Source organism: Amycolatopsis sp. cmx-8-4 (assembly GCF_046548675.1).
Classification (GTDB): Bacteria; Actinomycetota; Actinomycetes; order Mycobacteriales; family Pseudonocardiaceae; genus Amycolatopsis.
This window is the reverse complement of record NZ_JAEBDZ010000034.1, coordinates 1-23,300: the sequence shown is the minus strand read 5'-3', so window position 1 is coordinate 23,300 and position 23,300 is coordinate 1. Positions and strand designations below refer to the sequence as shown.

At 71.2% G+C, this 23,300-nt stretch carries 22 protein-coding genes and 1 tRNA gene; 11 read left to right on the top strand and 12 right to left on the bottom strand.

What is annotated here, in order from left to right; translation table 11 throughout:
- The first annotated feature begins 17 nt into the window (after window positions 1-17).
- Window positions 18-659: an NAD(P)-dependent oxidoreductase gene (locus tag ACLJQZ_RS41320; protein ID WP_410626364.1), complete on the top strand. Its 642-nt coding sequence runs from the start codon at window positions 18-20 to the stop codon at window positions 657-659.
- Here ACLJQZ_RS41320 and ACLJQZ_RS41315 read toward each other — a convergent pair.
- The 5 genes from ACLJQZ_RS41315 to ACLJQZ_RS41295 form a co-directional block, all read right to left on the bottom strand.
- On the bottom strand, window positions 643-1,518 hold the full coding sequence (locus tag ACLJQZ_RS41315) for a TIGR03621 family F420-dependent LLM class oxidoreductase (protein ID WP_410626362.1): 876 nt from the start codon (window positions 1,516-1,518) through the stop codon (window positions 643-645). The genes ACLJQZ_RS41320 and ACLJQZ_RS41315 overlap by 17 nt on opposite strands.
- Window positions 1,519-1,582: 64 nt before the next feature.
- A complete protein-coding gene (locus tag ACLJQZ_RS41310; RefSeq protein WP_410626360.1) occupies window positions 1,583-2,563 on the bottom strand; it encodes a ribose-phosphate diphosphokinase in 981 nt (326 codons plus the stop codon).
- Window positions 2,560-4,032, bottom strand: a complete 1,473-nt coding sequence (gene glmU, locus ACLJQZ_RS41305; protein WP_410626358.1) for a bifunctional UDP-N-acetylglucosamine diphosphorylase/glucosamine-1-phosphate N-acetyltransferase GlmU — start codon at window positions 4,030-4,032, stop codon at window positions 2,560-2,562. The genes ACLJQZ_RS41310 and glmU overlap by 4 nt, the downstream gene beginning before the upstream one ends.
- Before the next feature lie 151 nt (window positions 4,033-4,183).
- Entirely contained in the window at window positions 4,184-5,938 is a 1,755-nt protein-coding gene (locus tag ACLJQZ_RS41300; RefSeq protein WP_410626356.1) for a diguanylate cyclase domain-containing protein, read from the bottom strand.
- Between the two features lie 47 nt (window positions 5,939-5,985).
- A tRNA-Gln gene (locus ACLJQZ_RS41295) sits at window positions 5,986-6,057 on the bottom strand.
- 202 nt (window positions 6,058-6,259) lie between these two features.
- Between ACLJQZ_RS41295 and ACLJQZ_RS41290 the strand changes: the two genes are divergently transcribed.
- Entirely contained in the window at window positions 6,260-7,225 is a 966-nt protein-coding gene (locus ACLJQZ_RS41290; protein WP_410626354.1) for an acyl-CoA desaturase, read from the top strand.
- A gap of 96 nt (window positions 7,226-7,321) precedes the next feature.
- Window positions 7,322-7,915, top strand: coding sequence for a TetR/AcrR family transcriptional regulator (locus ACLJQZ_RS41285; RefSeq protein WP_247057927.1), 594 nt, complete (start codon window positions 7,322-7,324; stop codon window positions 7,913-7,915).
- 1 nt (window position 7,916) lies between these two features.
- On the opposite strand, the gene ACLJQZ_RS41280 is transcribed toward ACLJQZ_RS41285, so the two are convergent.
- Window positions 7,917-9,326, bottom strand: a complete 1,410-nt coding sequence (locus ACLJQZ_RS41280; RefSeq protein ID WP_410626352.1) for a hypothetical protein — start codon at window positions 9,324-9,326, stop codon at window positions 7,917-7,919.
- Window positions 9,323-9,715 (bottom strand): NUDIX hydrolase, encoded by a 393-nt coding sequence (locus tag ACLJQZ_RS41275; protein WP_410626350.1) that lies wholly within the window; start codon window positions 9,713-9,715, stop codon window positions 9,323-9,325. Before ACLJQZ_RS41275 ends, ACLJQZ_RS41280 begins: the two co-directional genes overlap by 4 nt.
- Window positions 9,716-9,771: 56 nt before the next feature.
- Between ACLJQZ_RS41275 and ACLJQZ_RS41270 the strand changes: the two genes are divergently transcribed.
- The gene (locus ACLJQZ_RS41270; RefSeq protein ID WP_410626348.1) at window positions 9,772-10,497 is read left to right on the top strand and encodes an SDR family NAD(P)-dependent oxidoreductase; all 726 of its coding nucleotides are present in this window, start codon (window positions 9,772-9,774) and stop codon (window positions 10,495-10,497) included.
- A 202-nt stretch (window positions 10,498-10,699) separates the two neighbouring features.
- On the opposite strand, the gene ACLJQZ_RS41265 is transcribed toward ACLJQZ_RS41270, so the two are convergent.
- From ACLJQZ_RS41265 to ACLJQZ_RS41250, 4 genes are all read right to left on the bottom strand, one after another.
- Entirely contained in the window at window positions 10,700-11,884 is a 1,185-nt protein-coding gene (locus tag ACLJQZ_RS41265; protein ID WP_410626346.1) for a PQQ-dependent sugar dehydrogenase, read from the bottom strand.
- 16 nt (window positions 11,885-11,900) lie between these two features.
- Complete coding sequence (locus ACLJQZ_RS41260) at window positions 11,901-12,752, bottom strand: alpha/beta fold hydrolase (RefSeq protein WP_410626344.1); 852 nt, start codon at window positions 12,750-12,752, stop codon at window positions 11,901-11,903.
- 45 nt (window positions 12,753-12,797) lie between these two features.
- Window positions 12,798-12,998, bottom strand: a complete 201-nt coding sequence (locus tag ACLJQZ_RS41255) for a hypothetical protein (RefSeq protein WP_410626342.1) — start codon at window positions 12,996-12,998, stop codon at window positions 12,798-12,800.
- Window positions 12,999-13,178: 180 nt separating this feature from the next.
- Window positions 13,179-13,955 (bottom strand): helix-turn-helix domain-containing protein, encoded by a 777-nt coding sequence (locus tag ACLJQZ_RS41250; protein WP_410626340.1) that lies wholly within the window; start codon window positions 13,953-13,955, stop codon window positions 13,179-13,181.
- 74 nt (window positions 13,956-14,029) lie between these two features.
- Between ACLJQZ_RS41250 and ACLJQZ_RS41245 the strand changes: the two genes are divergently transcribed.
- From ACLJQZ_RS41245 to mfd, 3 genes are read left to right on the top strand one after another with little or no spacing between them, the layout of a single operon-like run.
- A complete protein-coding gene (locus ACLJQZ_RS41245; RefSeq protein ID WP_410626338.1) occupies window positions 14,030-14,950 on the top strand; it encodes an LLM class flavin-dependent oxidoreductase in 921 nt (306 codons plus the stop codon).
- A gap of 29 nt (window positions 14,951-14,979) precedes the next feature.
- Window positions 14,980-15,606, top strand: a complete 627-nt coding sequence (locus ACLJQZ_RS41240) for a hypothetical protein (protein ID WP_410626336.1) — start codon at window positions 14,980-14,982, stop codon at window positions 15,604-15,606.
- Window positions 15,607-15,631: 25 nt separating this feature from the next.
- Window positions 15,632-19,186 carry a transcription-repair coupling factor gene (gene mfd / locus ACLJQZ_RS41235; RefSeq protein WP_410626454.1) on the top strand — a complete coding sequence of 1,185 codons (3,555 nt, stop codon included), beginning with the start codon at window positions 15,632-15,634 and terminating at the stop codon, window positions 19,184-19,186.
- A gap of 39 nt (window positions 19,187-19,225) precedes the next feature.
- On the opposite strand, the gene ACLJQZ_RS41230 is transcribed toward mfd, so the two are convergent.
- Window positions 19,226-19,633 carry a hypothetical protein gene (locus ACLJQZ_RS41230; RefSeq protein WP_247057900.1) on the bottom strand — a complete coding sequence of 136 codons (408 nt, stop codon included), beginning with the start codon at window positions 19,631-19,633 and terminating at the stop codon, window positions 19,226-19,228.
- 86 nt (window positions 19,634-19,719) lie between these two features.
- On the opposite strand from ACLJQZ_RS41230, the gene ACLJQZ_RS41225 reads away from it, so the two are divergent.
- The 4 genes from ACLJQZ_RS41225 to ACLJQZ_RS41210 all read left to right on the top strand — a co-directional run bounded on the left by ACLJQZ_RS41225 (window position 19,720) and on the right by ACLJQZ_RS41210 (window position 23,179).
- Complete coding sequence (locus ACLJQZ_RS41225) at window positions 19,720-20,760, top strand: hypothetical protein (protein ID WP_410626334.1); 1,041 nt, start codon at window positions 19,720-19,722, stop codon at window positions 20,758-20,760.
- The gene (locus tag ACLJQZ_RS41220; protein WP_410626333.1) at window positions 20,757-21,686 is read left to right on the top strand and encodes a MazG family protein; all 930 of its coding nucleotides are present in this window, start codon (window positions 20,757-20,759) and stop codon (window positions 21,684-21,686) included. The genes ACLJQZ_RS41225 and ACLJQZ_RS41220 overlap by 4 nt, the downstream gene beginning before the upstream one ends.
- Window positions 21,687-21,824: 138 nt before the next feature.
- The gene (locus tag ACLJQZ_RS41215) at window positions 21,825-22,376 is read left to right on the top strand and encodes an RNA polymerase sigma factor (protein ID WP_410626331.1); all 552 of its coding nucleotides are present in this window, start codon (window positions 21,825-21,827) and stop codon (window positions 22,374-22,376) included.
- Entirely contained in the window at window positions 22,373-23,179 is an 807-nt protein-coding gene (locus ACLJQZ_RS41210) for a zf-HC2 domain-containing protein (protein ID WP_410626329.1), read from the top strand. The genes ACLJQZ_RS41215 and ACLJQZ_RS41210 overlap by 4 nt, the downstream gene beginning before the upstream one ends.
- The last annotated feature ends 121 nt before the right edge of the window (window positions 23,180-23,300 follow it).

Below are 23,300 nucleotides of genomic sequence, written 5' to 3'. Positions count from 1 at the left end.
TTCGAACGGAGAACGTGATGGCCAAGCTGGTGGTTTTCGGGGGGACCGGGTACGCCGGGAGCAGGATCGGCGCGGAGGCGCTGCGCCGCGGGCACGAGGTCGTCGGCGTCGCGCGCAACCCCGGCGCGGTGCCTGACGGCGTCGAAGCGGTGCAGGGTTCGTTGCACGACGAGGACTTCGTCGCGCGGGTGGTGAAGGACGCGGACGTCATCGTGGTCGCCACCCCGGCCCGCGCGCTCGACGGCGAGAAGCTGATCGACGCCGTGCCCGCGCTGTCCCGGATCGCGCGCGAGCAGGGTGTCCGCCTGTCGTTCGTGGGCGGTGCGTCGAGCCTGCTCGTCGCCGAGGGCGGCCCGCGGCTGTTCGACACCCCGAAGTTCCCGGACGAGTACAAGGAAGAGGCGGGCAACCACGCCGAGGTGCTGTCCCTGCTGCGCGAGCAGCCCGCGGACCTCGACTGGTTCTACGTCAGCCCCGCCGCCGAGTTCGGCGCCTGGATTCCCGGCGAGCGCCGGGGCGAGTACCGCGTCGGCGGCGACGTCCTGGTGACCGACGAGAACGGCAAGTCGCACATCGGCGGCGACGACTACGCGATCGCGTACGTCGACGAGATCGAGGACCCGAAGCACCGCCGGGCCCGCTTCACCGTTGCCTACTGACGGTTTTCAGCACCGGCGCGAACGTCTCGAGCATCGGCTCGAAGACGGTGATGTAGGTGAAGCCGTAACGCTTCCGCCGTTCTTCCAGTTGCCCGGCGATCTCCTCGACCGTGCCCAGCAGCAGCTGGGGCGCGTCGAGGAGCTCGCGGGCGTCCGGCACGGCGCTGCGCTCGGTCTTCTCGTGCCACGCCTCGGCCGCTTGTTCGCGGTCGCCGGTGACTTCGACGTGCTGGACCAGCATGTTGTACTCGACGTCCCGGTTCGTTCTGGACCGGAAGTAGCCGACGCGCTCGTCCATCGCCTCGGCGTTGTCGAGCTTGAAGGTGCCGGGTGGCTTGCCGGGCTGCTGCCGGAGCCCGGCGAACCCGACGACGTCCGCGTGCGCCGCGGCCAGTCCGAGGACGCCGTCGCTGTTGCCCGCGATGAGCAGCCGCGGCATCGCGAGGCCTTCGTCGTCGAAGTGGTTCCGCAGGTAGCCGAGGCTCTCTTCGAGGTAATCGATCCGGGCTGACGCCTTCTGCCACGGCAGGCCGGCGTTGTCGAACTCGGCCTTCATGTGGCCGGAGCCGAGGCCGAGGTCGAGCCGCCCGTCGAGCAGCGCGGCCGTAGACGACGCTTCGCGTGCGAAGAGCGCGAGGTTGTAGAAGGGCACGTTGGACACCAGCGTCCCGAGCCGCGGCCGCTCGGTGACGGCGGCGGCCATGGCGAGCACCGGGAACGGCGCGAACCGCCCGGTGCCGAGGTGATCGGGCACGGTGATGACGTCGTAACCGAGCTCTTCGGCCCGCCGGCACTTCGCGATCCACGCGTCCCGGCTGCCGATCTCGCGGAAGCTGACGCCGAACTTGAACTTCCCCATGCCGGCGACGCTAGCGCCGAAAACCGCCGCCGGGCGCGGAGTTCGCGCCCGGCGGACGGGTTCGTCAGGCTTGGCCGTCGAAGAGCGACGTGACCGAGCCGTCTTCGAAGACCTGCTGGATGGCTTCCGCCAGCATCGGGGCGATCGACAGGACCGTCAGGCCGTCGAACCGCTTCTCCTCGGGGATCGGGAGCGAGTTCGTGACGATGACCTCGCGCGCCTTGCACTGCGAGAGGCGCTCGGTCGCCGGGTCCGAGAGGATGCCGTGGGTCGTCGCGATGACGACGTCCGCCGCGCCCTCGTCGATCAGCGCTTCGGTGGCCTTCACGATCGTGCCGCCGGTGTCGATCATGTCGTCGATCAGGACGCAGAGCTTGCCCTCGACCTTGCCGACCACGCGGTTCGCGACGGCCTGGTTCGGCTTGTCCGGGTCGCGCGTCTTGTGGATGAACGCGATCGGGCGGTCGCCCAGCGTCTGCGCCCACTTCTCGGCCAGCCGCACGCGGCCCGAGTCCGGCGAGACGACGGTGATGTCGGCGTCGCCGTAGGTCTTCTTGATGTGGTCGGCCAGCACGCTCTGGGCCATCAGGTGGTCGACGGGGCCGTCGAAGAAGCCCTGGATCTGCGCGGTGTGCAGGTCGACCGTCATGATCCGGTCGGCGCCCGCGGTCTTGAACAGGTCCGCGATCAGCCGGGCCGAGATCGGCTCGCGGCCCTTGTGCTTCTTGTCCTGGCGCGCGTACGGGTAGAACGGCATCACCACGGTGATCCGCTTCGCGCTCGCCCGCTTGAGCGCGTCCACCATGATCAGCTGTTCCATCACGTACTCGTTGATGGGGGTGGTGTGCGCCTGGATGACGAAGGCGTCGGTCCCGCGGACGGACTCCTCGAACCGGACGAACAGCTCGCCGTTGGCGAAGGTGTGCGCCGTCTGCGGGGTGATCGTCACGTTGAGGTGCTCGGCGACCTCTTCCGCGAGCTCCCGGTGCGCCCGTCCGGAGAAGAGCATCAAGTTCTTCTTCGGCGTACCTGACTTCGGACTCATGCTGGCGACTCCCCGTCGGTTCCTGCTGCTGAATCGGCGTCGAGGGCGGCCTGGGCCGCCTCCGCCGCGGGCGTACCCGGCCGGCGCCGGATCGCCCAGCCTTCGATGTTGCGCTGCGGCGGCGCCGACACCGCGAGTGTGCCCGGCGGGACATCCTCGCGGATCACGGCACCTGCACCACTGTAAGCGCCGTCACCGATCCGCACCGGGGCGACGAACGTGTTGTCCGCGCCCAACCGGACATGTGACCCGATAACGGTCTTGTGCTTGTTGACGCCGTCGTAGTTCACGAACACGCTGGAGCAGCCGATGTTGCTGTTCTCGCCGATCGTGGCGTCGCCGACGTAGGTCAGGTGCGGCACCTTCGTGCCGGCGCCGATGTCGGCGGCCTTCGTCTCGACGAACGCGCCGAGCTTGGCCTTGACGCCCAGTTTCGTGCCCGGCCGCAGGTACGTGAACGGGCCGACGTTGACGCGGTCGCCCAGCTCGGAGTCGGAGCCGTGCACCCGCACCACCGACGCGCCCGCCCCGACGCGCACGTTCGTCAGCGTGCTGTCCGGGCCGACCGTGCTGCCTTCGCCGACCGACGTGGTGCCCTTGAGCTGCACGCCGGGTTCGATCACGACGTCCCGCGAGAGGGTGACGCCCGCGTCGATCCAGGTCGAGGCCGGGTCGACGACCGTGACGCCCTCGCGCTGCCAGCGGCGGACGATCCGGCGGTTCAGCTCGGCGCCGAGCACCGACAGCTGGACGCGGTCGTTGACGCCTTCGGTCAGCCACGGGTCGTCGACGACCAGCGCGCCGACGCCCTTGCCGTCGCCGCGGGCGATGCCCAGCACGTCGGTGAGGTAGAGCTCACCCTGCGAGTTGTCGGTCGAGAGCCGGCCGAGACCGTCCGCGAGGACCGCAGCGTCGAAGGCGTAGACGCCCGAGTTGATCTCGGTGATCTCGGCCTGCTCGGGGCTCGCGTCCTTGTGCTCGACGATCGCGGTGACCGCGCCCGCGGTGTCGCGGACGATCCGGCCGTAGCCGGTCGGGTCGGGTACCACGGCGGTGAGCACGGTGACGGCGTTGCCCGAGCCGGTGTGCTCGGCCAGCAGGGCCGCCAGCGTCTCGGTGTCCAGGAGCGGGACGTCGCCGTAGCTGACGAGCACGGTGCCGGTGAGGCCCGCCGGGAGCGTGGCGAGCGCGCAGGACACGGCGTGGCCGGTGCCCTTCTGCTCGGCCTGCACGGCGGTGCCGACCTCGCGCCCGAGGTCCTTCGCGACGTCGGTGATGCGGTCACCGACGGCTTCGCGACCGTGGCCGATCACGACGACGAGGTGGGCCGGGTCCAGGCCGGCGGCGGCGCGGACGGCGTGCTCGACGAGGGGCCGCCCGGCGATCGGGTGCAGCACCTTCGGCGTCGAGGAACGCATGCGGGTGCCTTCACCCGCGGCGAGGATCAACGTGCTCAGCGGGCCGGTCAACGACGCTCCCAACGGTTACCACTAAATGGCTTCTGTCGGGCACCGATCCTACTGTGCCGATTGTTAGCAATCCGACCGGCAGCCACGGCGGAAAAGGTGCCGGTGAGCAGGCTTGCTCGCCGAACGTATCCGCCTACTTTCGGCCGGATTGCTAACTGTGCTCCTCGGGGTCCCACGCGGGGTCGGTCGGTAGGCCCTCGCTCGCCCACGCCGCGGCCGGGTCGGCGGCCATCGAGTTCGCCGACGCGACCTGGTTGCCGCCGCCGCGTTTCGCCTGGTACATCGCCGCGTCCGCACGCGCGAGGACCTGCTCGCCGCGCTCCTGCGGGCGCAGCGAGACGAGCCCGATCGACAGCGTGACGCCGTGCGAGAGGTGGTGCGGCAGGCCGGCGACGGACTTCACGGCGCGGCCGAGCGCCATCTTCGCCGCCGACACCGGCGTGCCCGGCAGCAGCACGATGAACTCGTCGCCGCCGTAGCGCGCCACCAGGTCGTCGCCGCGCAGGGCGTCACGGAGCGTGCTCGCCACGACGCGCAGCACGTTGTCGCCTTCGGCGTGCGACTGCTTGTCGTTGACGTTCTTGAAGCCGTCGAGGTCGACGAGCGCGACGGCCAGCGGCTGCGCGTCGGCCGAGGACGCGAGCTGGCGCAGCTTCTCGTCCAGCGCGCGCCGGTTCGGCAGGCCGGTGAGCGGGTCCTGCAGTGCCTGCTGGGTGATCGCGCCGTGCTCGGCGGACAGCCGTTCGTGCTCGCGGCGGGCGTTCAGCGTGGCGATCTGCGACTCGCGCAGGCTCCACATCTCCGACTCCAGCCGGGTCGCGTAGTCGATCAGCGACTGGCTGGCGCCGGACGCGTAGTCCGGGCTCGTGTCGAGGCGGGCCAGCTCGCGGGCGATGTTCAGCCGCATGGACGGCTGCGAGGAGTTGTCACCCAGTGATTCGCGGGCCTCGCGGAGCACGTCCAGCGCGTCTTCGCGGCGGCCGGCCTTGTCGAAGCAGCGGGCGAGCGCGATCGTCACGATCTCGCGTTCGCCCGGGTAGCCGATGCCGTCGTGGAGGCGCTGCAGCCGGTCGATCTGGTCCTCGTCGGGCTGGTGCAGGGCGAGCGCGGCGGCGAGCACGCCGACCTCGTCGACCGCGGCGACGCCGGCCTGGCGCGGGAACAGCGACTCGCTGTAGGGCCCCTCGATGGCCATCGCCATCGACGCGGCGGTGCGGAACTTCTCGGCGCTCTCGTCGTACTCTTCGATCCGCTCCAGCCGCAGGCCCCAGCCGAGCAGCATCTTCACCCGGTTCAGCAGCTGCAGGGTGATCTCGTGCGGGGTGGCGCTCTCGCGGATCGCGACGGCGGCGCGGCTGCTGACCTCTTCGGCGGCCTCGTACACGCCGAGCTGGTTGAGCACGATCCAGCAGTCGTTCAGCGTCGACCACAGCAGCCGGTTCCAGGCGCGGACGCCGACCTGACGGTCCGGGGTCGTCGAGTCGTCGAGGATGGCGAGCGCGCGGGCGATCTCGGTGAGCGCGGCGTCCTCCTGCGCGGCCAGCACGAGGCGGCGCCCGCGCAGCGCGTGCGCGTCGGCCCGCAGCAACGCGAGGCCGTGGCGCCGGGTGTGCGCGAGCATCTCGTCGAGCCGCGGCTCCGCCTCGGCGGCCAGGCCCTTGGTGACCAGCCGCGCGGTCGCGGACGCGCGCAGCAGCCGCGCGACCAGCAGTGGTTCGCCGCGGCGCTGGGTCTCGTCGAGGAGCTCGTCCATCTGCGCGACGATCTCGAGCTGGCTGGCGTAGTCGGACCGTTGGACCACGGCGGTGAGCTCGCGCGCGCGCCCGACGAGCCAGGCGTCGGACATCTCGACCAGCGCTGGTCGCCTGGCCGCTACCGGGTCGGTCGCCTCTTCGGTCAGCGCCAACCTCCCGGTGTCGTGGTTCGGGTACTCGGCAAAGGGTGTTTCCGCTGCTCCGCCGCCAGGATTCGAACCTGAACTGTCAGAACCAAAATCTGAAGTGCTGCCGATTACACTACGGCGGATTGCTCCTGGTCAGGATAGCGACGATCGGGTGTCGTCCGCGCGGGGGATGCGTTACGCGCCCGTCTGCCGGGTACCCGGGTCCGAAGAACCGGTGAGAGGTCAGCCACTCCCCACCCGGCGGAACCTCCTGTACCGTAACTTACGGCATCGTAGGTTAGGTTACCCTATGTAAGGGAACCGCGCAGGAAGAAAGTGAAGCGTATGACGGCCACGCTCGACCGTTCGCAGCCCACCGGGGAGCCGTCGGCTCCGAAGGGGCCCAAACCTGTCACCGAAGGCACCCGCGGAATCGGCGTGCAGCTTTCGGTCTACTTCGGTGTGATCGCGCCGTTGGTGGCACTGCTGGTCGCGGTGCCGTTCGCCTGGGGCTGGGGACTGAGCTGGGTCGACGTCGGCGTCTTCGTGGCGTTCTACGCGATCAGCGGGCTCGGCATCACCGTGTCGTACCACCGCTACTTCACGCACGGGTCGTTCAAGGCCAAGCAGTGGCTGCGCGTCGTGATGGCGATCGCCGGCAGCATCGCGTTGCAGGGCCCGGTCATCACCTGGGTCGCCGACCACCGTCGCCACCACGCGTTCTCCGACCGCGACGGCGACCCGCACTCCCCGTGGGCGTTCGGCACCTCGCCGTGGGCCATCGCCAAGGGCTTCTGGCACGCGCACATGGGCTGGCTGTTCGAGCGCGACCAGACCAACGCCGAGCGCTTCGCGCCGGACCTGGTGAAGGACCCGGCGATCAAGAAGGTCGACGACCTGTTCTGGCTGTGGGCCCTGGTCAGCCTGGCGCTGCCGGCGCTGGCGGGCGGGCTGATCTCGTGGTCGCTGTGGGGCGCCGTGACGGCGTTCTTCTGGGCCGGGCTGGTCCGCATCTGCGTGCTGCACCACGTGACGTGGTCGGTCAACTCGATCTGCCACATGATCGGCGAGCGCCCGTTCGCGGCGCGCGACAAGTCGGCGAACTTCTGGCCGCTGGCGATCTTCTCGTTCGGCGAGTCCTGGCACAACCTGCACCACGCGGACCCGACGTCCGCCCGGCACGGCGTGAAGCGCGGCCAGATCGACATTTCCGCGCGCCTGATCTGGATCTTCGAGAAGTTCGGCTGGGTGCACGACGTGCGCTGGCCGACGCCGCAGCGATTGGCCCGAATCGCCACGGAGAAGAGCTAGCCTCACTGTAGGGTTCGGCGAGTGGCGGGGAGACGACGTTCAAAACGTGAGCAGGTCACCGGGGCACGTCCGGCCGCCCCGGTGACCCGCGTCCGGATGACCGGCACCGAGCGCCGTCAGCAGCTGCTGAACGTGGCGCGGGCTTTGTTCGCCGAAAAGGGTTTCGACGGCACGTCGATCGAAGAGATCGCGCACCGCGCCAACGTGTCGAAACCCGTGGTGTACGAACACTTCGGCGGCAAAGAGGGCATCTACGCGGTGGTCGTCGACCGCGAAACCCAGCTGCTGCTGGAGCGCATGGTCTCGACGCTCCACGGCGGCCACCCGCGCGTCATGCTGGAACAGGCGGCGATCGCGTTGCTGTCGTACGTGGAGGATTCCCACGACGGCTTCCGCATTCTGGTCCGCGACTCCCCGGTGGCGAGTTCCACGGGCACGTTTTCCACGGTCCTGAACGACATCGCGAGCCAGGTGGAGCACATCCTGGCCCAGCAGTTCGCGGCGCGCGGCTACGACGAAAAACTGGCGGCGCTGTACGCCCAGGCATTGGTGGGCATGGTGGCGCTGACCGGGCAGTGGTGGCTCGACGCGCGGAAGCCGAAGCGCGACGAGGTTGCCGCGCACCTCGTGAACCTGGCTTGGAACGGGCTGTCGCACTTGGAGGACAAGCCCAAGCTCCGGCTGAGGTGAGTCACTTCAAGGCTTGAAGCGCGATCTTGCCGAGCATCGCGGTGAGCGCGGCTTCGAACTCCAGTGAGTTGTCGGATTCGCCGGAGACCGCGTGGGTGAGCTCGTGCAGCAGGGTCGCGCAGTACGCGGCGGCTCCGGCCAGCTGGCTGCGGTGGATCACGATCCGGTTCTCGCCCGGCTCCCACAGGCCCAGGGTGGACTCCCCGGTCACGTCGAGGCGCATGGTCTCCGAGATCACGACGCTCTGCACGCCGGCTCGGCGCAGGTCGATCCCCGCGAGGCGGGCGACGGCGTCGGTCAGGGCGTAGACGGAGTTCTCCCGCGGTGTCAGCTCGGCCGTGCTCACCAGTGTGAAGACGAAGCTGTCGTTCCAGGCCTCGCGGTAGCCGCTCAGGTCGAGCAACGGTTTGCCGTCGAAGTCGGTCTGCTGGTTCAGCTTCGCCGACACCTCCCCGGAGACGGTCACCAAGCGGTAGCCCTCCTGCTCGGCGTAGCGGAGCTGCGGGGTGCCTTCCTGCAGCTCCGACGGCGTCACGAAGACGACTTTCTCGTGGGTGGCCAGGACCGTGCACGCGTGCAGAGTGATCTCGCGCCAGCTCAGCTCGTCGTGCATCCGGCCGGTGGCGAACTCGGCGAGGTCGTCGGCCAGGGGCGAGGCGACCTGGGCCGAGCGGCACTGCTTGAGGATCGCCTTGACCCGGTCGGTGTAGGCGGACCGGCCGACGTTGCTGCGCTCGCGGTTGAGGGCGCGCCGCAACGGCGCGTTGATGTCGGTGATGTTGTAGGAGAACAGGAAGTTCGGCTCTTCCGCGACGAGGAGCCCCTTGACGTAGATCCGGCCGGGAGCCGCGGGATCGGTCCGCTTCAGGACCTGGCCGACCGAGGTGCCCTCCAGCAGTTCGTCCCCGCTGTAGTGCAGGAAGAACCTCCGGGCCGCCGCGACGTCGTCGTCGGTGACGCCGCGCAGCACGACGTCCGTCCCGGAAAGGCCCGGGTTGGCCGGCGGGCGGATCACGGCGTGCAGGGTGCGCACGTCGGCGAACGACTCCTTCGCCCGTTGCCGGGTGGTGATGTCGCCGTGCCCGCTGCGGATCACCACGTCGACGTCGTGGCGGTCGAACACGGCCAGCGCGTCCTTGAGGCCCATGCCGAACTGGCCGATCACGACGTCGGAGCCGCGCTTCTCGTCGTTCTCCTTCTGCGTGAGGTGCTCGTAACGCAGTCCGCGGCCGAAGTCGGCCACGTGCCACGCGCCCGCGGGATCCTTGGTGATCACCGGTTCGACGGTCCGGGTGAGGGCGTGCTCGTCGAGGGCGTTGGCGATGATCTCGCGGATCGCGAAGGCCACCGGCCAGTGCTCCAGCACCCGTTCGATGTTCAGGTCGAAGAACTGTTCGGCACCGTCGTTCATCGCAGCAGTCCTGTTTGGTGCAGGTGGTCGAAAATGATCTTGTCCACTGCCGACACCCGGTCACGATCTTCGTAGCCGAGCCAGGTGATCTCCTCGATCTCGCTGCTCGCCACCAACGTTCCCGTGTACTCCGCCGTGAAGCACGTCATCCGGACCACCACACCGGACGCTTTGCCGTCCGCCTGGGCCTCGAAGACGCCGGCCGGCGCGATCGTCGGCTCGGTGATCGCCACGGAAACCTCTTCGCGGACTTCTCGCACCAGCGTCTGCACGTCCGTCTCGCCCGGCTCGCGCTTGCCGCCGGGGAGGTAGTAGACGTCCTTGCCGCGCGAGCGGGTGCTCAGGATGCGGCCGTCCACCAGGTGCAGCCACGCGATCTTGTCGATCATGCCGGCCTCGCCGAGGCTTTCGTCATGACCCGATCCTAGGCACTAGGGTCGGGGACATGGGGAACAGCAGGGAAGTAGTGGTGACCGGCGGCGGCACGGGCATCGGGTACGCCGTCGCGGCGGCTTTCGCGGCGGCCGGCGACCGCGTCACGATCACCGGCCGCCGCGAGCAGGTGCTCACCGAGGCCGCCGCGCTGCTCGGCGCGCGGCCCGTCGTGTTCGACGCCGCCGATCCCGCGGCCGTCGAGACCGCACTGGGTGAGTTGCCGGACCGGGTCGACGTGCTCGTCAACAACGCCGGCGGCAACACGGACTTCGCCGGCGACACCGAAGAGGGTCTCGCCGGGTTCGCGGCCGCGTTCGAGCGGAACCTCCGGTCCAATGTGGTCAGTGCCGCGCTGGTGACGCACGCGCTGCGCGACCGCCTCGCCGACGGCGCGCGGATCGTGACGATCGGCTCGATCGCCGCCCACACCGGCGCCGGCTCCTACGGTGCCGCGAAGGCCGCGGTCGAGGCGTGGAACGTCAGTGTGGCGCAGGAGTTCGGCGCGCGCGGCATCACCGCGAACGTCGTCGCGCCGGGGTTGATCGGGGAGACGGAGTTCTTCCACGGCAAGCTCGGCGACCGCCGCCGCGAGCGGCTCGTCGCGAACACGATGAACAAGCGACCCGGCACGCCGGAGGACGTCACGGCCGTGGTGACGTTCCTGGCCAGCCCGGCCGCCGGGCACGTGACCGGCCAGGTCGTGCACGTCAACGGCGGGGCTTACCTGGGCGGTTAGGACGGTTGGAAGCCGGTCCCCGGGCGCCAGGTCGGCGATGGCGCTCGGGGACCGGCGCGGGTGCTGCCGCGGGAAAGCTTTCTTCGGACCGCGTCCAACACTCGTCGGTGGCGGGCGAAACTCTTGGTGCACACCATGTTCCGCGATCGCCGCGTGGTCCGACAGTGTTCCCGGCACCGGCTCGGTGTGTCTTTCGCATGAATCAGGCGGGCGTGACCTTCAGCAGCTTGTCGTTCGTCCCGTCCGAGGTGGTCACGTACAGGGCACCGTCCGGGCCGCTGCGGACCGCGCGCAGGCGGCCGAACTTGTCGTCGAACTCCGGGGGCAGCGTGACGTCGAGGACCTTGCCCACGGGGTCCAAGTGGTACAGCAGCAGCTTCTGGCCCTTGAGCGCGACGACGACGAGCGCGCCGTCGTTGCGGCCCCACTGGGCGCCGGTCAGGAAGGCGTCGCCGCTGATCGCCTCGGTGATCTTGCCGGACGTCCACAGTGGACTCACCGCGTCCGGGAAGCGCTTGAGGTCGGTCATCGGCACGCTCTCGTCGTAGCTGGAGTCCGTGCCGCCCTTCGACGGGTCCCAGCCGTAGTTCGCGCCGGGCTTCAGCAGGTTGACCTCGTCGTCGAACGTCGGGCCGTGCTCGGCGGTGATCACCTGGCCGCTGCCCGGCCGGATCGCCACGCCCTGCAGGTTGCGGTGTCCGTAGGTGTAGATGAGCCGCTCGTGCGGGTCCGACGACGTGATGAACGGGTTGTCCGGTAACGGTTTCCCGGTCTTCGCGTCCAATCGCAGCACCTTGCCGCCGAGGGCGTGGCGGTCCTGCGAGACGGTCGACTTCGCCGTGTCGCCGGTGCCGACCAGCAGCGCGCCGTCCGGCGCGAACGTCGGGCGGCAGCCGGAGTGCCGGCCGCTCGGGTTGATCGGCAGCCCGGTGAGCAGGTCCTTGACCTTCGTCGCGCTCCCGCCGTCGCCCGCCAGCGTCCAGGTGACCAGCCGGATGTCGACGGGCTTGCCGCCCTCCTGATGGTCCTGGCAGGTGATGAACTCGCGGCTGGTCGTGAAGTCCGGGCTGATCACCATGCCGAGCAGGCCACCCTCGCCCTGGGCGAAGACATCGGAGAAGTCGGCCTTTACGTCGGTGGCCCGGCCGTCGCGGACCAGCGCGAGCTTGCCGGGCCGCTGCGGCACGAGGATGCCGCCGTCGGGCAGGAAGCCGATGTCCCAGCCGTGTTCGAGGCCCGCGGTGACCGTCTCGACCTTGAACTTCCCGGTCGCCGCCGCCGGAGTGGACGGCGGTGGCGAGACGCTCTGCACGGGCGCGCTCGACGCCCCCGAGCAGCCCGTGACCAGCAGGGACACCACACCGATGAGACCCAGCACACGCCGCATACGGCTCATCCTGCCATCAAGCGGTGAAATCGCCGTTCACCGCCGCGCGCGTGAGGAACTCCAGGTCCGCGTCTCCGGGGAGGTAGTGCCCGGTGCCGGGCACCAGGTCGACGACGGCGTCCGGCGCGAAGGTCTCCAGCCGTCGTTTGGTCGTCGCGGAGTCGACCATGACGTCGTCGGTGCCGGCGACGGCGTACACCGGCACGGCCAGCCCGGCCAGCGCGGCGTCGTCGAAGGGCGGGAACGGACCGGTGCGGTAGCGGTAGTTCGCCGAGACGAGCAGCTGGTGTTCGAGGACGTCGGGCGACCTCGCGTCGCCGAGGACACCGGCCACCGACCTGCGCCGGCCCCGCTCGCCCAGCAGCGCCCACAGCACGGCCTTGACCAGGAACGCCTTCTTCATCGGGCCGAGGCCGATCGGGGAGCGCAGCGCGAGCGCGGTGACGCGGTCCGGGCGCCGGGTCGCGTAGTCGAGCGTGAGCCAGCCGCCGAGCGACGACGCCAGGAACGCCGCCGACGGCACGCCGAAGTGGCCGAGCACGGCGTCCAGCCAGGCCGCGTAGCGGTCGGTGCCGAGCGGCGGCCGCGTCTCGGCGCTCAGCCCCGGCTCGCCGACGATGTCGACGGTGTACACCCGGAAGCGCTCGGCGAGCGCCGGCAGCCGGGGCGCCCACTCGCCGGAGTTGCTGCCGGAGCCGTGCAGCAGCACCAGCGCCGGAGCCTCGGCCGGGCCGGAGACGAGCACGAACGTCTCGCCCGCGGGCGTCGGCACCCGGACCTGCTCGTGGGGGACGGGCCACGCCTTCAGGACGTCGAGGTAGCGCTCACGCAGCAGCCGGGCGCCCGCCTCGGACTTGTATATCGTCATGCAAAATACTCTAACCTTCCCCATCAAGTGGATAAATAGGGAGTGTTACGCCCCAGGTTGGACCAAGCCGGACTCGTAGGCGAACACCACCGCGTGCACCCGGTCGCGCAGCCGCCGGCGGTGGTCGTCTACCTGGTCTGCGGCCTGCTGATCGCGGCGGAAACCGCGCTGCTGCCGGGAATCGCGCTCCCGACGTTGTCGGCGTTGCTGCTGATGGGCTTCCTCGCCGAACGCGGCACGCTCCACCTGGGACTCGCGTTCGCCGTGGCGGCGACGGCGGTCGTGCTCGGCGACCAGCTCGCGTATCTGGAGGGACGGCGGCTGGCGCGTCGGGCCGGGTCGGGACTGTCGGGACCGCGCGGAGGCGGCCGTCGCGCGCTCCGGCGTCCCGGCGGTGCTGTGGGCGGGCGCGGAACTGCTGGTGGGTCAGCTGACGGCGTTGGCCGTCTGAAGCAGGGCTTCCGCGGTTTCGGCGTCCGCCGGCAGGAAGGTCTCCAGCTTCAGCTCCGACACCGTGACGTCGGCCGCGGTCGCGAACGTCGTGATCGCGGTGATCAGCCGCAGCTCACCGACCGAAGTGGACAGCCGGACCGGGACCGCGAACCCCAGGTGGTCCGGGGCCGGCGGGGACGCCGGGGGCAGGTACGACTCGAGTTCGGCGAGCTGCGCGGCCAGCCGGTCGTCGGGGTTGCGCGCGAGGTCGTTGCGGATGCGCTCGAGGATGTGGCGCGCCCAGTCGTCGAGGTTGCGCACGCGCGGCGCCATGCCCTCGGGGTGCAGCGCGAGCCGCAGCGTGTCCACCGGTTCCTCCAGCAGTTCCGCCGCGACGCCCTCGGTGAGCAGGCCGAACGCGTCGTTCTTCGCGACCAGCACGCCGTAGCGGTCGACGACGATCGCCGGGTAGGGGCGATGGCCGTCGAGCAGCCGCCGCAGGCCGTCGAGGACCGGCTTGATCGCCGGGGAATCGAGCCGTGTTTCGGGGTACGACGGCGCGAAGCCGGCGGCGTAGAGCAGGCCGTTGCGTTCGCGCAGCGGCAGTTCCAGCGACTCGGCGACGCGCAGCACCATCCCGCGGCCGGGGAGCGAGCGCCCGCTCTCCATGAAGCTCACGTGCCGTTGCGTCGTCCCGGCGCGCAACGCCAGGTCGAGCTGGCTGAGGTGCCGCCGTATCCGCCAGTCCTTGAGCGCCGTTCCGAAGTTCACCCCTCCATCATCGCGGTCCGTGCCATTCCCCGCGAGGAATTGAGCCCATACCCCGGTACGGACACGCTCGCGGCATGACGAAATACGGCCTGGTCGTCCCGACCTACCAGCCCATCCTCGACGCCGGGCGGACCGCGCCCGAGCTGGTCGAGACCGCCGTCGAGGCCGAACGCCTCGGCCTCGACTCGGTGTGGGTGGGCGACACGCTCGCCCGCGCCCCGATCGACGCGCTGACCATCCTCGGCGCGTTCGCGGCCCGCACGTCCCGCGTCACGCTCGGGACGGCGTCGCTGCTCCCGGCGTTGCGCGACCCGCTCCTGACGGCGAACCAGCTGCTGAGCCTCGACCTGCTCAGCGGCGGCCGGCTGACGGTGGCCGTCGGCGCCGGGTTCGCCGGGCGGAGTGAGCCGGAGTTCGCGTTCACCGGCGTCCCGTGGGCCCGCCGGCGCGCGCGGCTGGACGACATCGTGGCGCTGTGGCGGGCCGCGTGGCGCGGCGAGACGTCGTTTCACGGGCCGGTGCTGGACTACGGCTCCCTGCCGGTGTTCCCGGCGCCCGCGCGCCCGGGCGGCCCGCCGGTGTGGCTGGCGGCGCACACGCCGGGAGCGCTGGAGCGGGCCGGCCGGCTCTACGACGGCTGGCTCCCGTACCCGCCCGACCCCGCGGACTACGTCGCCGGGCTGGCCGGGATCCGCTCGACGGCGTCGCGGCCGGTGACCCCGGCGCTGTTCGCGACGGTCCTGGTCGAGGACGACGCCGATCGCGGGACGGCGCTGCTGGAGGAGTACTGCCGGCGCAACTACGGCATGCCCGCGGACTTCGTCCAGCGCATCCAGATGCAGGTCACGGGCTCGGCCGCGGAGGTGGCGTCGCACCTGCGCGAGTACGCCGGCGCCGAGCACGTGCTGCTGCGGGTCGCGAGCACCGAGCCGAAGGTCTTCGACGAGCAGCTGCCGCGGCTGGCGGAGGTGGCGGCGAAACTGCGGGCCGCGTAACGCGGGCGGGGCGGCACCGACTCATCGGCATGGCGAAGGTGAACTGGTCGGCGCGGCAGCCGCCGCCGGCGGTCCCGGCCTGCCGCCTGACCGCCGTGCTGCGCGAGGCGCGCCGGGCGACCGGCCGCGACCGCGAAACCGGCCGGATCGAGCCGGGCAAAGCGGCGCTGAGCGGGAACTGGCTGGGTGCCGTCGGCTACCTGCTGCTGGTCGACCAGGTGGGGAGCGCCTGCCGGGCGCCCGGCCCGCCGGTCGTCCGGGCGCTGCGGCAGTTCGCGCCCCGGGTGGGTGAACCGGAACGGGAAGCGCTCTACGCCCTGCGCTGCTCGCTCGTCCACGACTTCGGGCTGGTCACCGTCGGCGGACCGGGCCGGACCCACCACTTCATGCCGGCCGACGCGGCGGGGTCCGGTCCGGTCGTGCGGCTCCCGCCGGAGCCGTGGGACGGCCGCGTCGAGCACTGCCGGCGGCTCAACGCCACCTGGGTCGACCTGCGGGCGCTGGGCGACCTGGCCGAGGAGGTGGTCCGGCGGTTCGCGGGCCGCCACGACCGGGCGCCGGTGCCCCGCGGCCGTCGATCCCGGCCCGCGCGCCGACCGGCTCCGGGCACCCGCGCGGCCAGCGGTGATCGGAAACCTGTCGGGGGTGGCACGTAGGCTGGGGACCGTGACAAACGCTTCACTGTCCGGACTCCTCACCGCCGTACTTCCCGACCCGGCCCTGCGTGGAGTGGTCGAGCGCGCCGGTGCGCCGCTGCTCGAACTCCAAGGGCCGATCGCCGCGCGCCAGCTCGTCGCCGGCGCCCTCGCCTCGGACGACGGCGCCGGCAAACCCGTGCTCGTCGTGACCGCCACCGGCCGGGAGGCCGACGAGCTGACCGCGGCGCTGGGCGCGCTGCTGGGCACGAGCCGGGTCGCCGACTTCCCGTCCTGGGAGACCCTGCCCCACGAGCGGCTCTCGCCCCGCGCCGACACCGTCGGGCGGCGGCTGGAGGTGCTGCACCGGCTGAAGACCGGGGCCGACGACCTGCGCGTGGTCGTCGCCACCGTCCGCAGCCTGATCCAGCCGATGGCCCCCGGGCTCGGCTCACTCGCCCCGGTCGACCTGATCGTCGGCGAGGAGCAGAGCTTCGACGCCCTGCTGGAACGGCTGGTCGAGCTGGCCTACACCCGCGTCGACATGGTCGAGAAGCGCGGCGAGTTCGCCGTCCGCGGCGGCATCCTCGACCTGTTCGGCCCGACCGCCCAGCACCCGGTCCGGGTCGAGTTCTGGGGTGACGAGGTCAGCGAGATCCGCGCGTTCGCCGTCTCCGACCAGCGGTCGCTGCCCGGCGAGATCCCGCGCGTCACCGCGCCGCCGTGCCGCGAGCTGCTGCTCACCCAGCCGGTCAAGGACAAGGCCGCGGAGCTGGCGAAGACCTACGAAGCCGACGCGCACCTGTCGGAGATGCTCACCAAGCTGGCCGACGGCATCCCCGTCGAGGGCATGGAAGCGCTCATCCCGGTGCTCTGCGAAGGCGAGCTGGAGCTGCTCACCGACGCGATGCCGGTCGGCACCCACGTGCTGCTGACCGACCCGGAGAAGATCCGCGCCCGCGCCGCCGACCTCGTGCGCACCGGCCAGGAGTTCCTCGAAGCGTCCTGGACGACGGCCGCGGCGGGCGGCCTGGCCCCGATCGACCTCGGTTCATCCGCCTACCGCGGGCTCGAGGGGATCGCTTCCCACGCTCAGGACACCAAGCGCACGTGGTGGACACTCAGCCAGCTGACCAGCGAAGACCCGGACGTCTACCGCGTCTCGGTCGAGGCCGCGCCGGCCTACCGCGGCGAGATCGACCGCGCGACGGCGGACCTGCGCGCGCACACCGCGGCGGGCGGCACGGCGGTGCTCGTCGTCGCCGGCCAGGGCACCGCGGCCCGCGCCGTCGAACAGCTGTCGAGCGCCGACGTCCCGGCGTCGCTGGCGGGTGAGGGCGTCACGGGCTCGCTCCGGCCCGGCACGGTCACCGTCACCTGCGGTGCCCTCACCGAAGGGTTCGTCTCGCCGGAGCGCGCCCTCGTCGTGCTGTCGGAAGCGGACCTCACCGGCCGCGGCGCCGGCGCCGGAACGTCCACAAAGGACCTCACCACCAAGATGCCGTCGCGGCGGCGCAACGCCGTCGACCCGCTGGCGCTCAAGAACGGCGACTACGTCGTCCACGAGCAGCACGGCATCGGCCGGTTCGTCGAGATGGTGCAGCGCACCGTCGCCGGCGCGACCCGCGAGTACCTGCTGCTGGAGTACGGCTCGTCCAAGCGCGGCCACCCCGGCGACCGGCTGTTCGTCCCGACCGACCAGCTCGACGAGGTGTCCAAGTACGTCGGCGGCGAGCTGCCCACGCTCAACAAGCTCGGCGGCTCCGACTGGAAGAACACCAAGGCGCGGGCCAAGAAGGCGGTCAAGGAGATCGCCGCCGAGCTGGTCCAGCTCTACGCCGCGCGCCAGGCCGCGCCCGGGCACGCGTTCGGCCCGGACACGCCGTGGCAGGGCGAGCTGGAAGACGCCTTCCCGTTCACCGAGACCAACGACCAGCTCGCCGCGATCGACGAGGTCAAGTCGGACATGCAGCGCGGCGTCCCGATGGACCGCGTGATCTGCGGCGACGTCGGCTACGGCAAGACGGAGATCGCCGTGCGCGCCGCGTTCAAGGCGGTGCAGGACGGCAAGCAGGTCGCCGTCCTCGTCCCGACGACGCTGCTCGCCCAGCAGCACCTCAACACCTTCCACGAGCGGATGCGCTCGTTCCCGGTGACGATCAAGGGCCTGTCCCGGTTCACGAACAAGACCGAGTCGGACATCATCCTGGAGCAGCTCGCCGGCGGCGAGGTCGACATCGTCATCGGCACGCACCGCCTGCTGCAGACCGGTATCCGCTACAAGGACCTCGGTCTGGTGATCGTCGACGAGGAGCAGCGCTTCGGCGTCGAGCACAAGGAGCACATCAAGGCGCTGCGCACGCATGTCGACGTCCTGACGATGTCGGCGACGCCGATCCCGCGCACGCTCGAGATGTCGCTGGCCGGCATCCGCGAGATGTCGACGATCCTGACGCCACCGGAAGACCGGCACCCGATCCTGACCTACGTCGGCTCGTACGACGACAAGCAGGTCGGCGCCGCGATCCGCCGCGAGCTGCTGCGCGACGGCCAGGTCTTCTACGTCCACAACCGCGTCTCGTCGATCGAGAAGGCCGCGCGGCACATCCGGGAGCTGGTGCCGGAGGCGCGCGTGGTCACCGCGCACGGCCAGATGAACGAGGACAAGCTCGAGAAGATCATCCAGGGCTTCTGGGAAAACGAGTACGACGTCCTGGTGTGCACCACGATCGTCGAGACCGGGCTGGACATCTCGAACGCGAACACGCTGCTGGTCGAGCGCGGCGACCTGCTCGGGCTGGCGCAGCTGCACCAGCTGCGCGGCCGCGTCGGGCGTGGTCGCGAGCGCGGGTACGCGTACTTCCTGTACCCGCCGGAGGCGCCGCTGACGGAGACGGCGCACGACCGGCTCGCGACGATCGCCCAGAACACCGAGCTGGGCGCGGGCATGGCGGTCGCGATGAAGGACCTGGAGATCCGCGGCGCGGGCAACATCCTGGGCGCGGAGCAGTCCGGGCACATCGCCGGTGTCGGGTTCGACCTGTACGTGCGGTTGGTCGGCGAAGCGGTCGATGCCTTCCGCCGGCACGCGGGCGCGGAGCCGGCCGAAGACGAGGAGCTGGCCGACGTCCGCGTCGACCTCCCGATCGACGCCCACCTCCCGCACGACTACATCCCGGGCGAGCGGCTGCGGCTGGAGGCGTACCGCAAGATCGCGGCGGCGCCGGACACCGAGGGCCTGGACGCGGTGCGCGAAGAGCTGGTCGACCGCTACGGCCAGCCACCGGCGCCGGTCAACCGCCTGCTCTCGGTGGCGAGGTTCCGGCACACCTGCCGCGAGGCGGGCGTGACGGAGGTGGCCGTCCAGGGCAACACGATCCGCTTCGCGCCGCTGCCGTTGCAGGACTCGCAGATGGTGCGGTTGAAGCGGCTGTACCCGAAGGCGACGTTCAAGGCCGTGACGAACACCGTGTCGGTGCCGAAGCCCACGGAAGGCGCGGCGGGCGGCCGCATCGGCGCCCCGACGCTGCGCGACGAGGAGCTGCTCGACTGGTGCGCCAAGCTGCTGACGCAGCTGACGAAGAAACCCGCGTCCGTATAAGGGAAACGGACGTCCGGTTGCGTACCGGACGTCCGTCGCTCAGCCGACTTCGCTGAACATCGGCGGCATCGGGTTCGCCAGCCCCATCCGCACCTGCTCGACCGGTACCGGAACGGCCCCGGCGTCCGACATCGGCTTCGGCCGTGGCCGGCGTGGGTTCCGCGTCCCCGCGCCACCACCGCGGCCCGGGTACACCAGCAACCCGCGTGCCGGATCGGGCACGGCGTCGAGCGCCGCCGTCACGACCGGCAACGCCCGGAACGCGTCGCGGCTTTCCTCGGAACGGAATTCGATCTCCAGCACGACGCCCCAGCGGTGTTCGTGCCACACCCACTGCTCGGCGCCGTTCGTCAGTGCTGCTTCGGTCAGTGCGTCACCCCGGGCGAGCCGCCACAACGAAGCCGTGGACTCGCCATCGAAGACCTCGATGGTCAGCCAGTGGTCCATGCCGACGACGGTACGCCCGGCGAAACCGAACGGGTGTTGCGTTTCGGCCGCGAAGGTGTGAGAGGGTATGCGCTGTGATGCGGATCATGGGGCGCCCTCGCGCGCTGGTGGCGGTCGTTGCCGGCGCTCTCCTGCTCGCCGGGTGCGGTGCGGGCCCCGGTCAGGTCGGCAGTGCGGTGATCGTCGGCGACCGCTCGGTCTCCCTCGACCAGGTGCAGTCGATGATCGACCAAGCCGTCCGGGACCAGCCGTACGCGCAGAAACTCGCGCGTGAGCGCAAGGTCGACCTGCTCGGCCGGGAGATCATCCGGCAGTCCGTGCTCCACGAGCTGACCCTGCGCGCCGCGAAGCAGGAGGGCATCGTCGCCGACCAGGCGAAGATCGCCGGCCTCGCCGCGAAGGAGTCCGCCGCCCCGGTCACCGACACCGGGCAGGGCGACCAGGTCGCCGTCACCGAGATCGTCTCCAAGCTGCGCGACCGGAACGAAACGGCCGGCGACGTCGTCCTGGAGCAGCAGCTCGCCGAGAAGTACCTGCCGAAGCTGTCGGTCGGCGCGGACTACGTCGGGATCAGCGCGGCCGCCGCGAACGACAAGGACGCCCGCGCCCGCGCGTTCGACCTCGCGAAGCAGTTCACCGACGACCCGGGCAAGATCCAGGGCGCCATCCAGCAGGCGAGCCAGGCGGCGCAGGCCGCGCAGCAGGCCCAGCAGGCCGGCGGCCCCGGCCCGGCCCCCGGCGACGTCTCCGACGCCGGTCTCACCGAGCTATTCGGCGCTTCGCAGTACCTCGCGCTGGCGCAGACGACGCTGTTCGGCTCCGCGGCGAACAGCGTCGTCGTGTTCCAGGCGCGGATGCCGACCAAGCCCGACTGGTACGTCTTCGTCGTCCGCACCCGCGGCACCGACAAGGCCGTGCCGGCGGACCAGGAGGCGCAGAAGCCGACCGATGAGCAGCTGACCGCCATCGGCACCCGGCTCCTGCAGCCCTACGTGGGCCCGAGCGGGCTGCGCGTCAACCCCCGGTACGGCGTGTGGGATGTTGTGAGCATGAACCTCGCGCCGAACCAGGACGCCACCCAGGGCACCGTGCTGCCCTTGCGCGGTGCCGCTCCCGCGCAGCAGTGAGCCGGGGCGTCGTCGTAGTCGTCCGCGGGGCGACACTGCCCGCCGCGGCGCTGAAGATCCTTCGTGAGTCCACCGCCGTCTTCGCGGCCTCGGACGTCGACCCCGCGGTGTTCGGGGTCCCGGCGATCACGGAGGCGCTGTCCCTGAAGGGCATCGTGCTGCTCACGACGTCCCGCGAGGAGCCCGCCGCGGCCGTGCTCATCGCGACCGGCGCGCAGGTCATCGACACGCCCGTCCCGCCGCTGGTCGAAGCCGCGGACGTGATGGACCGGCTCCGCTCGCCGGGCGGCTGCCCGTGGGACGCCGTGCAGACGCACGAGTCGCTGCGGCAGTACCTGGTCGAGGAGACCTACGAGCTGCTCGACGCGATCGAAGACGGCGACCGCGAGGCGCTGCGCGAGGAGCTCGGCGACGTCCTGCTGCAGGTGCTCTTCCACGCCCGCGTCGCCGCCGAGGACCCCGCGGACCCGTTCGGCATCGACGACGTCGCGGCCGCACTGGTCGAGAAGCTGGTCGGCCGGCACCCGCACGTCTTCGCCGGCGCCGACGAGGTGCGCACGGTCGAGCACCAGAACGTCAAGTGGGAAGAGCTGAAGCAGCGCGAGAAGCAGCGTCTGTCCATTGTGGACGGCGTCGCGCTCGGCCAGCCCGCGGTCGCGCTGGCGGGCAAGCTCGGCCAGCGCAGCGGCCGCGCCGGCATCCCGCTGGACCTCTTTCCCGAGGGCTCGAACGCGGCGGCCCAGTTGTTCCGGATCGCGGCCACGGCGCGCCGCGCGGGCGTCGACCCGGAGGGCGAGCTGCGAGCGCTGGCGAAGGAGTTCGCGCTGGAGGTCCGCGCCGCCGAGCAGGCCGCCCGCGACGCGGGCCTGGAGCCGACCACCCTCGAAGCGGACGGCTGGCGCAAGTTCTGGCCCACCCGAGACTGACCCAAGGCGTCACTTTCATAGGGAAAGATGCGTCCGGGGCACCCGGAGACGCATCTTTCCCTATGAAAGTAAGTGTGACGCAGCACACATTCGGGTGAGAACCGGTGGCGATCTTCCGGCGTCTTCCCTGGTGTGAGGATGAAGCCACTGGAGGACGCCGACGAGGAGCACCTCGTCCGGCGCACGGCCAAGGGCGACCGCGCGGCGTTCGAGGAGCTCTACCGCCGCACGTCGCCCTGGCTGGCCGTGCGCCTGCGCCGCCGGTGCGCGGACGAGCAGGTCGTCGCCGAGGTCATGCAGGAGACGTACCTGGCCGTCTGGCGTGCGGCGGGCTCGTTCGCGGGGTCCACGGCCGGCGGTTCCGCGGTCGGCTGGGTGTGGATCATCGCCGCCCGGCGGCTGGTCGACGCGTTCCGCCGGCGGGCGCACCACGCGCAGCCGCCGCCGGTGATGGCGCTCGACGTCGCGCCGGTGCCCGGGGCCGAGGAAGAAGCGCTGGCGGCGGCGGTCGGGGACGAGGTCGGCGACGCGCTGCGCGACCTCGCGCCCGAGCTGCGGGCCGTGCTGCAGGCGATGGTGCTCGACGGGCTGACCGTCCGCGAGACCGCCGTCCTGCTCGGGCTGCCGGAAGGCACCGTCAAGACCCGGGCCCGGCGGGCGCGGATCGCGATGCGGGAGGCACTGTCATGAAGCATCCGTCGGACGAGCTCATCGCCGGCTACACGGCGGGCGACGACCTCCCCGGTGACCAGCTCTGGGGCGTCGAGGCGCACCTCGAGACCTGCGCGGTGTGCCGGGCGCGGCTGGCCGTGCTGAGGCCCGCGCAGCCGGTCGTGGACCTCGTCTGGTCGCGGCTCGCCGTGGACATCGAGCTGGCGGGCACGCCCGCGCACCCGCAGTCACAAGCGCACCCGCGGCGGCGGTGGCTGTTCACCTGGACCACCCCGGTGATGGTGCCGTGGCTGGCGATGATCGTGCTGCTCACGCTGCTCGTGGTCGCGTTCGACCGGATCTGGCCCACGACGTTCGACACGACGGCGGTGCAGCTGCTCGCGCCGCTGCTGCCGGTGCTCGGCGTCGCCGCGTCGTGGGCGCGGGGCCTCGATCCGGCGTACGAGGTCGTCGTCGCGACCCCGCGGGCGGGGCTGTACCTGATCGCGCGGCGGACGGTGGCGGTGCTCGTCGTCGTCCTGCCGGTGCTCGGCTTCGCGGGCTGGCTGACCGGCACCGGGCCGGCGCTCTGGCTGGTGCCGAGCCTGGCCTTCACCACCGGCACGCTCGCGCTGGGTGGGCTGATCGGCGTCACCCGCGCGGCCGGCGTGCTCGGCGCGGTGTGGGTCACGGCGGTGGTGCTGCCGAGCGTGGTGGCGCACCGGCAAACGGTTGTGCTCAGTGCCGGCGCGGTGCCGGTGTGGGCGGGGATCTTCGCGCTGACGACGGTGGTCGTCGCCCTGCACAGGGGCGCGTTCACCCGGCTCGGCGTCGGCGACTAGTGTGTCGCGTCGTAAATTCGTGAGTTAAGTGGGTAGTATGGGGATATGTCGAGAACCGGGCGTCCGAAGGCTGAGCTGGTGTTGGCTGATGTCGAGCGTGAGCAGTTGATTCGCTGGTCGC